General features: G+C 73.0%; 10 protein-coding genes. 1 reads left to right on the top strand and 9 read right to left on the bottom strand.

Annotation, left to right across the window (positions count from 1 at the left end; all coding sequences use genetic code 11):
• Window positions 1-516: 516 nt before the first annotated feature.
• Complete coding sequence (locus tag ACH4S7_RS32205) at window positions 517-1,311, top strand: SAM-dependent methyltransferase (RefSeq protein WP_398524906.1); 795 nt, start codon at window positions 517-519, stop codon at window positions 1,309-1,311.
• Window positions 1,312-1,401: 90 nt separating this feature from the next.
• Here ACH4S7_RS32205 and ACH4S7_RS32200 read toward each other — a convergent pair whose 3' ends face one another.
• The 9 genes from ACH4S7_RS32200 to mdlC all read right to left on the bottom strand — a co-directional run bounded on the left by ACH4S7_RS32200 (window position 1,402) and on the right by mdlC (window position 13,993).
• The gene (locus ACH4S7_RS32200; protein ID WP_398524905.1) at window positions 1,402-1,746 is read right to left on the bottom strand and encodes a hypothetical protein; all 345 of its coding nucleotides are present in this window, start codon (window positions 1,744-1,746) and stop codon (window positions 1,402-1,404) included.
• A 225-nt stretch (window positions 1,747-1,971) separates the two neighbouring features.
• Entirely contained in the window at window positions 1,972-4,605 is a 2,634-nt protein-coding gene (locus ACH4S7_RS32195) for a flippase-like domain-containing protein (RefSeq protein ID WP_398524904.1), read from the bottom strand.
• A 446-nt stretch (window positions 4,606-5,051) separates the two neighbouring features.
• A complete protein-coding gene (locus ACH4S7_RS32190) occupies window positions 5,052-5,825 on the bottom strand; it encodes a hypothetical protein (RefSeq protein ID WP_398524903.1) in 774 nt (257 codons plus the stop codon).
• A gap of 11 nt (window positions 5,826-5,836) precedes the next feature.
• Complete coding sequence (locus ACH4S7_RS32185) at window positions 5,837-6,085, bottom strand: hypothetical protein (protein ID WP_398524902.1); 249 nt, start codon at window positions 6,083-6,085, stop codon at window positions 5,837-5,839.
• 63 nt (window positions 6,086-6,148) lie between these two features.
• Window positions 6,149-8,044 carry a peroxidase family protein gene (locus ACH4S7_RS32180; RefSeq protein WP_398524901.1) on the bottom strand — a complete coding sequence of 632 codons (1,896 nt, stop codon included), beginning with the start codon at window positions 8,042-8,044 and terminating at the stop codon, window positions 6,149-6,151.
• Window positions 8,045-8,053: 9 nt separating this feature from the next.
• A complete protein-coding gene (locus tag ACH4S7_RS32175) occupies window positions 8,054-9,418 on the bottom strand; it encodes an alpha/beta fold hydrolase (protein ID WP_398524900.1) in 1,365 nt (454 codons plus the stop codon).
• Between the two features lie 135 nt (window positions 9,419-9,553).
• Window positions 9,554-10,909 (bottom strand): cytochrome P450, encoded by a 1,356-nt coding sequence (locus ACH4S7_RS32170; RefSeq protein WP_398524899.1) that lies wholly within the window; start codon window positions 10,907-10,909, stop codon window positions 9,554-9,556.
• Complete coding sequence (locus ACH4S7_RS32165; protein ID WP_398524898.1) at window positions 10,906-12,315, bottom strand: FAD-binding oxidoreductase; 1,410 nt, start codon at window positions 12,313-12,315, stop codon at window positions 10,906-10,908. The genes ACH4S7_RS32170 and ACH4S7_RS32165 overlap by 4 nt, the downstream gene beginning before the upstream one ends.
• A 55-nt stretch (window positions 12,316-12,370) precedes the next feature.
• Window positions 12,371-13,993 carry a benzoylformate decarboxylase gene (mdlC, locus tag ACH4S7_RS32160; RefSeq protein ID WP_398524897.1) on the bottom strand — a complete coding sequence of 541 codons (1,623 nt, stop codon included), beginning with the start codon at window positions 13,991-13,993 and terminating at the stop codon, window positions 12,371-12,373.
• Window positions 13,994-14,262: the final 269 nt, after the last annotated feature.

The following is a 14,262-nucleotide window of genomic DNA, read 5'->3' as shown; positions in this document are numbered from 1 at the left end:
CCGACCGAGTGATAAAACCGCCCCGGTGTGCGCCAACGCAGGGGCCTCCGGACGCGGGGGGAACGTACTCCGTCACCGTTCATCCCGGCGCGGGGACCGAGAAGGGGAGACGACGCTGGACGCGGGACAGGCCGGGAGCCCCGTCGCCGGGAGCCGTACGGCTCCGCACCCGGGGGATCGCCGGGTGAGCCGGTCGGTCGGCCGTCGCGGCCGCGCTGAGCCGCCGGCACCCCCGGCGGGGACCCGACGCCCCCCGGTGGCCGCGCGATCCGGTGAGCGCCGTGCCCGCGCCGGCTCGCGGACGCCGCCCTGCTCGGGCGCCGTGCAGCCAACACCCGGCCCCACGAGCTCCGTTGATGATTTCCGCCTCCCGGCCTCCTGGCCCTCCCGCCCTGGCCGGCCCCGCGCACCGGCCGCGCACCGCACCCGCCCCGACGGCGCGTCCCCGGCCGCCCCGTCCCCGGAGCGACCGCTCCCCACCACCACCCGTACTGGATCAGAGGAGAAGAACCCGTTATGACGGACAACCCGAGACGGCGCATCGACACGTCGGTCGCCCATTCCGCCCGGGTGTGGAACTACTGGCTCGGCGGCAAGGACAACTACATCGCCGACCAGGTCGCCGGTGACGCCTACCGCGAGGCATTCCCCCGCATCGAGGTCATGGCGAGGGAATCGCGTGCCTTCCTGCGGCGCACCGTCACCTATCTGGCGGCCGAGGAGGGGGTGCGGCAGTTCCTGGACCTGGGCGCCGGGCTGCCGACCACCGACAACACGCACGAGGTCGCCCAGCGCATCGCTCCGGACTCCCGGATCGTCTACGTGGACCACGACCCGCTGGTCCTGCTCCACGTCCAGGCGCTCCTCGACAGCACCCCTGAGGGGGCCACCGCGTATATCGAGGCGGACATGCAGGACACGGAGACCGTCCTCGCGCGTGCCGCCGAAACGCTGGACATGACCCGACCGATCGCGTTGATCAGCTCCGACGTGCTGGGCCACATCGTCGATTTCGACGAGGCCCTCGGCCTGGTCGAACGCCTGGTCAACCGGCTTCCGGCGGGCAGCTTCCTCGCCCTCAGCCACTCGACCGCCGACAGCCCCGAGCACGCCCGCGCGCAGAACGCCTACAACGCCAGCGGCGCCGTGCCGTACATCTTCCGTGACCCCGTCAAGGAGATCCCGCTCTTCTTCACCGGGCTCGAACTGGTCGAACCGGGGCTCGTGTCGTGGCCCAACTGGAAGCCCGACGCCACCACCGGCAACGCCACGGTGCGAGCCGGCTGGGGAGCCGTCGCACGCATTCCGTGAGCCCGACAGCTCCAGCGCGCCCCCGCCCGGTGGGCCGGGGCGCGCGGGGTCCGGGCAGCCACCGTTCACCGGCGGGGGTGAGCGCGTCGATCAGCCGACGCAACGGGCGCCGGTGACCAGGGCGGGCGCGTCGGCGGTGTGCACGTCCTGGAGACACACATAGGACTTCCCCGTGCCCCGGTCGTGGATGGTGCCCGCGCCGCCGGTCCCGGCCGGCTGGCCGTGCACGCCCACGCAGTTGTCCCGCCCGGTGACGACCGGCCCGATCCAGGGGTAGACCACCCGGGTGGTGGTGTCGCAGGTCCAGTCGTTGGTGACCGGTGCCGGTGCCGCTACTGGTGTCCCGGCCGCGGCCGACGGGGCCGCCGTAAGACCGGCTCCGGCCAGCAGGACGCCCGCCGCGGCGGCGGTGAGTCGGTGACGCGGGAATCTCATGACGCGGCCCTCCGTAAGACGATGGAGTGGCCGCGGGACGACCACTCCGCCTGGCACTTTCGCCCCCCAGCGGATCACGGGACCGGCCGGTGACGGCAGCCCCGGGGAACCGCCTCCGGGAGAGATACCAGAATCCCGGCCGGCCGGTTGCGGATCGGCGCGGAGCCTCCGCCCGACGGTGCGTCGCCTCCGCCTCCGCCCGCGGCCCCGGACGCCGCCGCGGTGTCAGATCGCCCGCTGCCGCTGGAGCCGGGCGAAGGCCAACCACCCGGGGAGCACGGGCAGCCAGAACGTCAGCAGCCGGTACAGCAGTACGGGTGCGATGGCGCTGCCCTCCGCCATCCCCGCGGCCTGCTCCAGGGCCACCGCGAGGGCCACTTCGACACCGCCCACACCACCCGGAGTGGGCACGGCCGAACCGAGCGCGGTACCGACGAGTGCGGCGACGGCGACCTCCATGAAACCGGGCTGTTCACCGAAGGCGCGGGCACAGGAGTAGAGACAGGCCACCGAGGTGAGGGAGATGAAGAGCTGACCGGTGACTCCGGCGGCGAGCTTGGACGGCTGGCGCAGCAGGCCCAGCAGCCGGGGCAGCACCCCGGCGAGCAGGGGTTGCAGCCGGGCGCCGAGCCAGCGCCGGATCGTGGGGACGGCGGTGATGGTCAGCGCGGCGACGGCCACGGTCAGCAGGGCGGTGGTCACGGCGGGGGAGAGGGTGAGCGAGGAGTCGTACCGGGTACTGACCAGCAGCCCGAAGACCAGGACGAGCAGGGCGTGCAAGATGAGCCCGACCGCCTGGGCGACGCCCACACTCGCCATGGCCTGGCGCAGCGGGATGCCCGAACGCTGCAGGAACCGCACATTGACGGCGACTCCGCCCACCCCGCTGGGCGAGACGAGATTGACGAAGGACCCGGCCACCTGGACGAGGGCGACGCGCCGGACCTTGAGCCGCTCGGGAACGAAACCGATGAACCCCAGGGTGGCCGCGCCGTAGCGGCTGGCCGACAGGAGCGCGGCGAGCCCGACCCAGCCGGGCTCCGCCCGTGCGATGGCCGTGAGGGGGTTGCCGTTGTCACCGAAGAGTTGGAGCAGCAGCAGATATCCGGCGACCGCGCCCCCGATGACGGTGATGAGGGTGCGGGGCCGTAGCCGCTCCAACCGGACCGGGCGCACCGGGGCACGGAGGCCGGTGGTGCTGAGGATCTCCTCCCGTATCTCGGCGAGGAGATCGCCGGGTTCGGGGGCGGGCGTGGTGCCGTCGCCGTGCTCCGGTTGGCGCGGAATCTGCGAGAGCTGCGAGGCTTTATCGGGGCCCGGGACCTGCTGGGTCTGACGGAGCGTCGAGAGGCCGGTGGTCGCGGCGGAGCCCGCCCGGGGGGTTCGGCTACCGGCCCTGCGCGACGGCACCGACCCGTACGGCACCCCTTCGGACGGCACCACCCCGGTCGGCGCCGGTTCCGGCGCGGGACCCCCCGGCGACGCGCCCGCGCCGGCCTCGTCCGCCCTGGTCCGCCGCTCGTGACGGCGCAACTTCCGACGGGTGGCCCGGGGCAGCGCCAGGGGCTGGAGCAGCGCCACGGCCGACGTGGTGCGGTGCGGACCCAGGGACGCGAGCGCCGCCGCGACCGCGCGGCGCGGCCCCACCCGCAGCGCCGTCGTCGTCAGCAACTGGGCCACGTCGATGCGGAGCGCCAGGTCGCTGGCCGCGATGTCGCCGCCGGCCAGCTCCGTCACATGCACCCGCCCGGCCCCGTCCACCAGCAGCGCGCTCGCCCCCAGCGCGCGATGCGCGGTGCGGCGCCGGTGCAGCAGCCCGACCTGTCGCCAGGCATCCGCCAACAGCGCGTCCGTCACCTCCGCGTCGGCCAGTTCGTCCAGCCGCCGACCGGCCAGGGGCTCGTACACCGCGATGGCCGCGTCAGCGCCGAGGTCCGCGGTGGCCAGCAGCCGCCGGGTGCGCGCGCCGGTCCCGGCCGCTGCGTGGGCGAGCAGCGCCTCGTACGAGGCGCGCACGCGCGGCGAACGCCGGTCGCGGTCGCCGGGCCCGATCCGCAGCCGCAGCCACCGCCAGGCCCGGCCCAGCAGACCGAACGCCCGCGCCGTGCCGTCGAGGACGAACACATCCAGGTCGGGCCCGCCGTCCCGCTGCCGCACCAGGAAACGGTGGCGCGCCCGCGCGGGTTCGGGCACCGCATGGGCGGAGGCGGGCGCGAATCCCACTCGGCGCAGGCTCGCGAACAACTGCCGCACGGTGGGGGCGTCCGTGGGGGAGCCGAGTACGCAGATCGTGCCGTGGGCGAGGGTCCAGCCGGTCAGCAGGGCCAGCGCGACGGCGGTCACCCCGCTCCGCCCGTCCGCCAGCGGGAGCGGTGTGTACAGCGCGAGGGCGACGGCCATCGCCGGACGCCAACTCCGCTCGGGCATGGCGCCCGCGGTCATGAAGGCGACGACGCAGGCCGCGTACCCGAGGGGCGCGACGGAGAAGCCGCCGTGACCGAGGGCGATTCCCGCGCCGTGCGTCAGCAGCGCCGCCACCAGACCGTCCAGGACCTGCCGTTCCTGACGGTGCGCCAGTCGCTGTACGGCGAAGAGCACCGGCAGCACGACGAGCGCGAGCGCCCCCGCGGAGCCCGCCGCCCCCAGCAACAGTCGTGGCGCGCCGTCGACGCCCTCGGCCACATCGGCATCGAGCCCGCCGGTGGTCTCAAGTCCCGCCCCCGCCGTCAGCAGGACGAGGCCGATCAGGGCCAGTCCGGCGAGGAGTCGTACGACGGCTTCGGGTCGACGCGCCCGGGCCGGCAGCAGTCGGTCGTCGAGCGGCCCCCCGGTCGGTGCCGGCGGCGGGGCAAGGGGCATACGGGTCACAGGAGAGGTCCGATGAAGGGCGGGCAGCGTTCGGGCCTGGGCGCAGGGGTGGTGATGCCCTTCTCCCGGGCCCGCCGGTCAGCGCCGGCGCGGCGGGTACCGGGGGCGGGCGGCCCCCCGCTGGGAACGCTGCCGGGTTCGGCCGCGTACCGCACAGTCAGGATGGGCGCGGCGGGGGGCGGCGCCGCCCCCCGCCGCGGGCGGCGCGCGGTGCGGCGCGCCACCCGCTGGTCGTCGGCGATGGGCCCCCGGTTCGTCATGGGCTCCATGATCTCAGGCGCGTTCGCTCCGGTGCCGGGGGTCCCCGCGCCAGCGGGCGCGTCACGTGATCGGGACAGGACCTGGCTCGACGGGGAACCGGCCGGGAGTGACGGTGCCCGTTCCGGTGCGACGACGGATGCCGTCGCACCGGAACGGGCCGGTGGGTGACCCCGCCCTCAGGACAGCCGGTCGAAACGGTCGATGGCCCGGTCGAACGGCGCCGACGAGACGCGGATGCCGTGTCCGTACGGCACGTCCAGCTCGTAGATGAGGACGAGTTGGAAGGCGATGAGGATCGCCAGGACCGCCGTCAGGAGCATATGGGAACGGGAGAACGACTCGGCCAGCAGTATGGCGACGGCCACCGAGATGACACCGCCCAGTACCAGCCCCAGCCACAGCAGTCCGGGCATCCTGACACCGGCCTGCATATCGCGCTCCCGGCGTGACTCGTACACCGTCTGCATACTGTCCAGCGCCTGCCCGAAGATCTCCGTGGATTTGGCGGTCTCCACCTTCGCGGCGACGAGGTCACTCCGCATGAGGTCGAGCTGGTGCCAGCCGGCCGGGTCGAGTCCGGCGCCCTCCCGCATCATCGGCCACTCGACGGCGACCACTTCGCGGGCGTAGGTGTGCGCCATGGTCTGCACCCGCGACACGGCCTCCGGGTCGTCCAGCGCCGCCGAGAGCAGGAACACGTCCCGCAGGGCACTGGCCTCCGCCGACACGGTCTTCTCCGCCTCCTTGAGCGAATCCCAGACGGTGATGACCGCGAGACCCAGCACCACGGCGTAGATGACCCCGATCATCGCGGTCACGTACTCGACGACGCTGGGGCCGTCCGATCCGCGCCGGACGCCCCAGCGCGCCTTGAGCGGACGGCCGGGCCAGACCATGCCCCCCACGGTGAGCAGTCCCACCGCGGGGATGACGACGAAGCTGGCCGGCATGTCCGGAAGCATCATCGGCGTCCCGGGCGGTCGTCGAACCGGACGGCCGAGCGGGCGAGTCCGTCGGCCGCCGTGTCACAGCGCCGGGCGAGTTCCTCGACGCGGGAGCGGAAGGCGTCGGCCTGTGGGCCGTTCCAGACGACGTCCGCGGCGGCGGTACGGAGCCGTTCGGCGCGTTCGCGCAGCGCGGTGGCATGGGTTCGCAGGCCGTTCGCCGTTCCCGGCCGGCGCCGTTCGGCGGTGGTGGGGTACTCGCTCATCTCGAATCTCCTCGTATGGGGTCCGGCGGGGGGTACGCCCCCCTCAGCGGGGGGCGGTGGCGGTCAGGACCGTCCCCGCCAGGGGGCGAAGGCGTTGGTCACCCCGTCGAGGGAGGTGGCCAGTTCGGGGTGGTGCCGCAGCAGCACGGTGGTCATCGAGTTGGCATCGATCCAGCGCAGCCCCTCGGCGGTGTAGATCTCGGGGCGGTAGTCGGTGGTGAAGAACCGGTCGCTCTTGAGACGTCGGCTGGCCATCAGGACGAAGATCCGGAAGAGGGTGTCGCTGAACCCGAAGCCGGCCGGCCGGGGCTCGGCCAGATTGCCGACCAGGGTGTCGACCCGGTCGACCTTCCCCTCGTAGACCTCCCGCAGCAGTGAGGTGTCCTCCGGGTGGCCCCCGGTCAGCTCCTCGAACGAGTCGACCGGGCGCTTGCGGAGCATCTGCCGGTAGGCGTTGTAGCGGGGAATGCCGCGCTCACGGTCGCGCAGGATGTCCACGGTGCCGAGGTCGATGTGTTCGCCGGAGAGCCGGACGAGATCGCGGAGCGCGTCCGGGTGGTTGTGCAGCACGAGGGCGCCGGGGTGTTCGGTGCCGAAGGTGTGGAACAGATCACTCATGCCGTACGTGTCGATGGCGCCGCGGGTGGTGGCGCCCTGCATGTCGTTGAAGCCGATGACCTCGCGGGCGGTGCCCCGCCGGTGGTCGCGGATCGTGATCTCGTCCGGGATCAGCGGGTGCAGCCGGTACGCCGAGACGAACTCCTCCGTCATGGAGAAGGGCGCGGCATGGTGGTCCGTCGGCGAACCCAGGATGCCGCTGAGCGCCTCACTGCGGGAGACGCGACCGAAGCGCTTGCCGACCCAGCGGGGCAGCAGTCCGTACCAGTTGGCGTTCATGGAGTGCCGGGCGACCGGGGTGTCGAGGATCCCCGGAGTCCACTCCACCGTATGGATCTTGGCCATGAGCGCGGTGTTCACCAGCCGCGCGGTGTGGAACAGCCGCTCGTCGTCCCAGGTGGGGTGCCGCGCCGCGATCAGGTCACAGATCGCGTTGTGCTCCTTGGCGAAGAGCGTGTGCAGCAGGGACAGCCCGGTCCAGTAGTCGCTGTTGAAACCGGTCGCGTCCAGACAGGCCAGCCCGGGGCGGGCGTCCGCGGGCAGCCGGCCGTCCTCCATCCGCAGATGGCCGCGTTCGCCCGCGCGCAGCGAGCGGCAGCGCTCCTCGTTCGAACCGTAGATCTGCGACCCGTCCCACCAATGGGTGACGGTGTTCTCGTAGGTCGGCGGGGCGTCGGGGGTGGTGTGCGACACCGGGTCGGGGCGGGTGCGGTTCACCCGCATCGGGCACTGCGCCCAGTCGTCGTCGGCGGCGAGCGGGACGGTGAAGGGCTCCGCCTCCTCGTTGTCACCGTGATTGGCCCAGCCGTGGTTCTGGAACTGGATCCAGGCCGCTGCGAGCAGATTCAGCGAGGTCGCCGGGATGAACTCGCGCCGGGCCAGCAGGCGCCGGCTCACTTCGCGCGGGCTCGGCGCCATCAGCGCCGCCTCCGCGTCCGGGAAGGCCATGTCCAGCGGGGCGTTGCGGTCCAGCCGGGTGCCGACCCGGCCCATGTCCACATCGTGCGGGTCGTTGCCGGAGCCGTCGTACGAGCGGTGCGGCGCCGGCCGGGGAGTGGGGCGCCGGGTACGCTCGCCGCCCGCGCCGAAGGTGTCGTGCAGGTTCTCGCGGCGCAGGTCCGCCCGGAGCACCTTGAGATTCATCAGTCCGACGATGGTGGGCAGTTCCCACCACTCACGGCTGCGGTTGATCCTGGCGAAGGCCGCGGACTCCAGACGCTCGACGAGCCCGGGAGGGTCGTACGGCTCGGGCGCCTTGGTGCGGGGGGTCGCCGGCGCGGGTGACGGCTCCGGCGGTGGGACGTCGTTCGGCGAGGTGCGGGGGGAGGTGGTGTCGGTCATACGTCGTCCTCAGCGGTCATGGAGGGTGAAGAGGCGGGTACTGGACACCCGGCCGCGGAACGCGGCGAGTGCGGAGTCGACGTGCGCGCGCACGTCGGGCACGTCGTGCTGGAGGTTGTGCGCGTACCGCTCGGCCGCGTGGCAGAGCGGGAACGCATGGCTGTCGTCGGTCCAGGTGAACTCGGTGAACTCGGCGGAGAGCGAGTACGGGGAGATCGCCGAGCGGCCCTCCAGACTCGGCACGATGTCGTGCTCGTTGACCAGCGAGATCACCTTGATCCGCGGATCGGCGGGCCGTTTCTGGTCGATCGGGGAGCCGATCGCGACGACATGGGTGACCGTGTAGAGGGCGGTGAAGTCCCGGCTCGCGGCCAGGTTCATGGCGGTGATGCCGCCCTGGCTGTGGCCGACCAGCGCGATCTCCGTCCCGGAGGGGATGAGGTGCCGCAGCGCCTTGGTCACGGCCCGGGTGTACGTCGTGTCCGTGCCGGCCACTCCGCTGATCGCGCCGACGAGGTCCTGCGGGCTCTCCTCGTTGAACCCGCGCGACATTCCCGCCAACTGGACGACGTACCGGCGTACGCCGTCCGGTCCGTCGACCTCCTGGACGAGCAGCAGGCCGCCGGTGCCGATGAGGTCGATGTTGCGGACGTAGCCGACGACGGTGCCGGAGGTGTCCAGCGCGTCGAGCAGGCCGGCCGGCGGGGTGTGCGGTTCGGCGCGGCCGGGTCCGCGGTCCAGGAAGGACCAGACCGTGCCGCTGATGCCGACCAGATACTCCGAGGTCAGCGCCCGCCCGGTGGCGATCTGCCAGCCGGCGGTGTCATTGAAGGGATTCTCGTCGGTGAGCGCGTTCCAGGCCATGATGTCGGCGAAGGACGGCGCGAGCAGGGCCAGCGCGTACTCGGCACCCTTCTCGGTGAGCAGGCGTTTGAAGGCCCGCACCGCCTCGGTCTGCCGGTCCTCCTCGATCGCGCGCAGCACCTTGGAGGTGGTGGGGTTGTCGAGCAGTTCGGGGTGGCTCACCGACGCGGCCCTGATCCGCGCCTTGAGGCCGGTGACGGCCAGACTGACGGCGAGGCTCTCCCGGCTGGTGAGGACGCCGGCGAGCCAGACGGCCCCGGCGAGCGGGGTGCGCCCGTGCGGGGCCCAGCCGAGCCCCTCGGGGTCCATCAGGGTTCTGAGCAGGGTGAGATGGGCGGTCCTGGTGCGCCGGGAACCGGCCGCGGCGAGCGGCAGTCGGGGGCCGAGCGCGATCTCCGAGGCGTACCGCGCGGCCTCCCGCACGGCGTCGGCGGCCTCGCCGAGTTCACGGCACATGTGGTGGAGGGAGGCGACGTCCGGTTCGGTGGCGGACCTGACGGCTTCGGGCATGGGTGATCCTCCGGGGGCGGGCGTGGGACAGGGTTCTGCGGGAGTGGGCCGGGGCCGGACGGGCTTCCCCCTGGCGGGGGGAAAGCGGTTCGGGTGGTGCCGTCGAGGTCCCGGCCGGGACCTCGACGGCACGGGTCAGCGGGGGGCCAGGCGGAGCCGGATACCGGCCGTGTCCACGACCCCGGGCAGCGGGCGCCCCACGTCGAGGGCCGGCCGCCCTCCGGTGAGGCGGTGGCCGCGCAGCACCTCGGCGCAGACGGCGGCCGACAGCAGCAGGCCCAGCCGGTCCCCCGGGCAGCGGGCGCCGCCCTGGCCGAAGGGTGCCATCCGGGTGTCCTGGTCGGCCCCGTCCTCCTGCCAGCGCGAGGGGACGAAGAGATGACCGCCGGGGACCTGGTCCGGATCGCGCTGGTGGTATCCGATCGGGACCAGGACGCTGGTGCCCGCCGGATAGGTGACACCCCGCCATACGGTCTCGGCGCGGGTGACCCGGACGAGATCGGGCACGATCGGGTACAGCCGTACCGACTCCTGGACGCAGGCCCGCAGCCGGGGCAGGTGCGCGGCCTCGGCGGACGCGGCCTCGGCGTGCGCCGCGTCCTGTTCGGCGCGGTGTGCCGCGAGGAGGAGAAGGGTACGGGCGATGATCGGCGCGCAGACGTCGATGGCGAGCAGCCAGTGGTGGGTCTGGCCGAGCGGGTCGGTCTCCTCCGGCGAAGGGCGGCTCAGGGCCCGCGCGGCGAGGGTGTGTTCGGGTGCGTCGGACGCGTACCGGGCGATCCTGGCCTCCGCCTTCGCGTAGAGCGCCTGGTTCTGCTTGACCCTGCTCCGGCCCATCCAGTTGCCCTGGCCGCGCAGGGTCGTCAGCCAGCCGGCCAACTCCTCGTCGCCGGCCGCCCGGTCACCCAGGACCACCCGGCGCGAGATACGGCTCAGGACCTGGCGCAGCCGGGGGTAGTCCAGGGTGTCACCCGTGGTGAGCGTGCGGCACTCCTCCTCGATGATCCGCTGGTACGAGGCCCGGCACGGATGCACCGGCTGATCGGCGGCGAGGGCCTCGTCGTTGATCCGGCGCCGTTCCTCGCGCAGGGTGCCGTGCGAACAGATGACCCCGGTGGGCTCGAAGACGGCCAGGCTCCGGTACTTGTCGGGCGCGTCCATGGCGAGGGTCGGTACGGGCTCCGCGAAGAACCGCTTGATGTCCGCCTGGTCGAACAGGACGAGCATCTCGCCGGAGAGCGCGCGCACCTGGACGGGGGCGCCGCCGTGCCGGAGCTTCATGGCGCGCAGGGTCGCGGTCGACCAGCGGGGCTGGTTGACGCGCGCGTACAGGGCCACGACCCCGAACCGGGGGTTGGCGACCCCGCGGACGAAGACGGGCAGGGTGTGGGTGGCGACGAAGCGGATGGTCTCCGCCCGGCCCGCGCGGGCGGGTGGCGCGCCGGGTGCCTCGTCCCCCCGGGTGTCCCGCGACTGGGTGGACTGGGTCATGCCGTGACCACCTTTCCGGGGTTGAGCAGGTTCTTCGGGTCGAAGAGCCGCTTGAGGCCACGTTGGAGTTCCAGCGAGACGGGGCCCAGTTCGCGTTCCAGCCAGTCCCGCTTCAGGGTGCCGATGCCGTGCTCCCCGGTGGTCGTGCCGCCCAGGTCGAGCCCGGCGGCCATGATGTCGTCGTAGGCGGTCCGCGCCCGGGCGTATTCGTCCGGGTCGGACTCGTCGAAGACGACCGTGGGGTGCAGATTGCCGTCCCCGGCGTGGCCGAGGGTGAAGATCTTGAGTCGGTGGCGTTCGGCGATCTCCTCGATGAGGCCGATGAATCGGGGGAGTTCGGAGCGGGGCACCGCCACGTCCTCGATGAAGGCGGTGAGTCCGCCGCCCCGGGAGGCCATGTAGGCGCCGAGCGCGGGGCTGACCAGCCGGCGCGCCTCGATGATCTGCCGGGCCTCCGTGCTGGTGGCCGCGGTGGCCACATGGCCGGCTCCAGCGGTCTCGCAGAGGAGTCTCATGGCGGTGAGGTCGGCCGCGGGGTCGGCGGCGTCGCTCTCCACGATGAGGGTGGCGGCACTGCCGGGGCGCAGCAAGGGATGGCCGAGGTCCACGATGGCCTGGGTGGTGGCCCGGTCGAGGAGTTCGAGGGCGGACGGGGTGTGGCCCGCTCCGGTGATCGCGGCGACCGCGTCCCCGGCGGCGGTCAGGCTGGGGAACTGGGCGAGCAGGGAGAGCGCGGGCCGGCGGGCGGGCCGCAGCGCGAGGGTGGCGCCGACGACGACCGCGAGCGTGCCCTCCGACCCCACGATCAGCCGGGTCAGGTCGTATCCGGCGACGCCCTTGGCGGTGTCACGGCCGGTCCGCATCCGCCGGCCGTCGGGGAGCACCAGGTCGAGACCGAGGACGTAGTCGGCGGTGACGCCGTACTTCACACAGCAGATGCCGCCCGCTCCGGTGGCGATATTGCCGCCGATGGTGCAGCTCTCCCAGGACGCCGGGTCGGGCGGATAGGTCAGTCCGTGGTGGGCGACCGCCTCGCCCAGTCGCCGGGTGGTGACACCTGGTTCGCAGCGCACCAGCCGGTTGGCGGGGTCGACGGAGAGAATGCGGTCCATGGCGACGGTCGAGAGGATCACACAGCCGTCGACGGCGTTCGCCGCGCCGGCGAGTCCGGTGCGGGCCCCCTGCGGGACGACGGGGATACCTAGTTCGTAGGCGGTGCGCAGGACGAACGCGACCTGATCGGCGGTACGGGGGACGGCGACGGCGGCGGGGGTTCCGCACTCGGAGAAGGGCGCGGAGTCCCGGGAGTGCGCGGCGAGCGTCGCGGGATCGGTGAGCAGCCGGTCGGCGGGGAGTTCGGCGCCGAGCCGGCTGAGCAGGAGGGGGGTGTCGGTGGTGAGGGTCATCCTCGGCCTTCCGAAGCGGTGCTGTGATACGGAGGGTGGCGGCGGCTCGCGATGGTCACAGGGTGGGCAGCTCGGTCGTGATGGGCACGTCGATGAGGACCGGTCCGTCCTGCTGGAGCGCCGACTCCCTTACGAGCTTGGTGAGTTCGCCCGCGCCGGACGCCCGGTGGGAGCGGACGCCGTAGCCGGTGGCGATCGAGGTGATGTCCAGGCCGGGGATGTCGAGCCCGGGGGCGCCCTGGGCCCGCTCCACCTCGGCGAACCACTGGAGGATCGCGTAGCGCTGGTTGCTCAGCACGACGAAGGTGACCGGGATCCGGTAGGTGGCCGCGGTCCACAGCGCCTGGACGGCGTAGTGGGTCGATCCGTCGCCGATGACACAGACCACCGGCCGTCCGGGGGCGCCGAGCTGGGCGCCGACGGCGGCGGCGAGGCCGAAGCCGAGGCCGCCGCCCGCGGTGAAGAGGAAGGAGCCGGGGGTGCTGATCCGGGTCGCCTCGTGGAACTGCTCCAGATTGGACGGGGATTCGTTGATCCAGAGGGTGTTCTCCGGGGCCCCCTTCGCGATGGCGGTCATCGCAGCGAGCGGAGTGAGCGCCCCGTCGGCCTCGTCGGCGGACCCGGTCTGCACGGCGGGGCGCGCGGCGGCCGGCGCGGCGGGAGTCCCAGGGCGGCCGGGCACCTCGGTGAGCAGGGCCCGTACGGTCAGGGCGAGATCGGCGACCACGGCCTCCCCGACCGGGGCGCGGGCCGCTTCGTCCGCGTCCCGGGTCAACTGGACCAGCTCGGCGCCCTCGGGCAGGTAGTCGCCGGGGACGTAGGGGTAGTAGCAGAACACCGGAGCGCCGATGACGAGGACCAGATCGTGTCCCGCCAGACGCTGGGCGAGCGGTGCGATGGCCGGGGGCAGCGTCCCCCGGTACTGGGGGTGCGTCTTGGGGAAGGCGACCCGGCCCTCGGTGGGGGCCGACCAGACGGGCAGCCCGGTGCGCTCGGCCAGTTCGACGACCGGGTCCCAGGCCCCGGCGGCGTCCACGTCGTTGCCGACGACGAGCACGGCGTTCCGGGCGGCCGTCAGCCGGCCGGCCAGTTCCCGGACCACATCGGCTGAGGGGGCGGCGGCATGGGTGACGACCCGCGCCGCGGTCCGTGCCGCCCGCCGGTCCTCTTCCTCGTCGAGCACGACGTCGAAGTCGTCCATCGGTAGCGAGAGGAAGACGGGCCCGCGCGGCGGGGTCTCGGCGATCTGGGCCGCGCGGGCCAGGGCCGGCGCGATGTCGGCGGGACGCGGCGGTTCGTACGCCCACTTCACCGCGGGCTGGGGCAGCAGAGTGGACTGCGGGTTGGTGAGCAGCGCCTCCATGGTGAGCATGGCACGTACCTGCTGGCCGGCGGTGACGACCATGGGGGTGCGGTTGGCGCGGGCGTTGAGGATGGCGCCCATGGCGTTGCCGGTGCCGGGCCCGGTGTGCAGATTGACCAGGGCGGTGGTCCCGGAGGCGAGGGCGAATCCGTCGGCCATGCCGACGACGACGGCCTCCTGGAGTCCGAGCACGTAGCGGAAGTCGTCCGGGAACTGTTTGAGCATGGGCAGTTCGGTGGACCCCGGATTGCCGAACAGGGTGGTCATTCCGCGCGCTCGTAGAACATCCAGCACCGACTGTCGGACCGTACGCATAGAGGCCCCTTCGCGAAATCGATGAAACCGTGCGTGCGCAATTGATCACATTGGGTTCATCGAGGTGAAATCCCGATGATCCTTTCGGGGAGATCTCAGCCGATAATCAGTCGTTCGGGTGATGAACCGCCCCAACTACCCCAGCGCGGGGGGGGGGGGGGGGGGGGGGGCCCCCGCCCCCCCGGCCCCCCCGGGGGGGGGGGAATAAAAGGCGGGGGCCGCCGCCAGAAGAGGTTAGGGGGCCCCGCACCGGGGGGGGGCCGGAGGAA

It is taken from the genome of Streptomyces sp. NPDC020965 (assembly GCF_044333555.1).
Lineage (GTDB): Bacteria > Actinomycetota > Actinomycetes > Streptomycetales > Streptomycetaceae > Streptomyces.
Note: the sequence above shows the minus strand (reverse complement) of the source record. Positions and strands in the feature narration are given on the sequence as shown.

Coding starts and splice junctions, on each gene's coding strand:
- ACH4S7_RS32180 (WP_398524901.1), bottom strand. CDS start 8,044: ATGACCGACACCACCTCCCCCCGCACCTCGCCGAACGACGTCCCACCG.
- ACH4S7_RS32185 (WP_398524902.1), bottom strand. CDS start 6,085: ATGAGCGAGTACCCCACCACCGCCGAACGGCGCCGGCCGGGAACGGCG.
- ACH4S7_RS32200 (WP_398524905.1), bottom strand. CDS start 1,746: ATGAGATTCCCGCGTCACCGACTCACCGCCGCCGCGGCGGGCGTCCTG.
- ACH4S7_RS32190 (WP_398524903.1), bottom strand. CDS start 5,825: ATGCCGGCCAGCTTCGTCGTCATCCCCGCGGTGGGACTGCTCACCGTG.
- mdlC (WP_398524897.1), bottom strand. CDS start 13,993: ATGCGTACGGTCCGACAGTCGGTGCTGGATGTTCTACGAGCGCGCGGA.
- ACH4S7_RS32165 (WP_398524898.1), bottom strand. CDS start 12,315: ATGACCCTCACCACCGACACCCCCCTCCTGCTCAGCCGGCTCGGCGCC.
- ACH4S7_RS32205 (WP_398524906.1), top strand. CDS start 517: ATGACGGACAACCCGAGACGGCGCATCGACACGTCGGTCGCCCATTCC.
- ACH4S7_RS32170 (WP_398524899.1), bottom strand. CDS start 10,909: ATGACCCAGTCCACCCAGTCGCGGGACACCCGGGGGGACGAGGCACCC.
- ACH4S7_RS32195 (WP_398524904.1), bottom strand. CDS start 4,605: ATGCCCCTTGCCCCGCCGCCGGCACCGACCGGGGGGCCGCTCGACGAC.
- ACH4S7_RS32175 (WP_398524900.1), bottom strand. CDS start 9,418: ATGCCCGAAGCCGTCAGGTCCGCCACCGAACCGGACGTCGCCTCCCTC.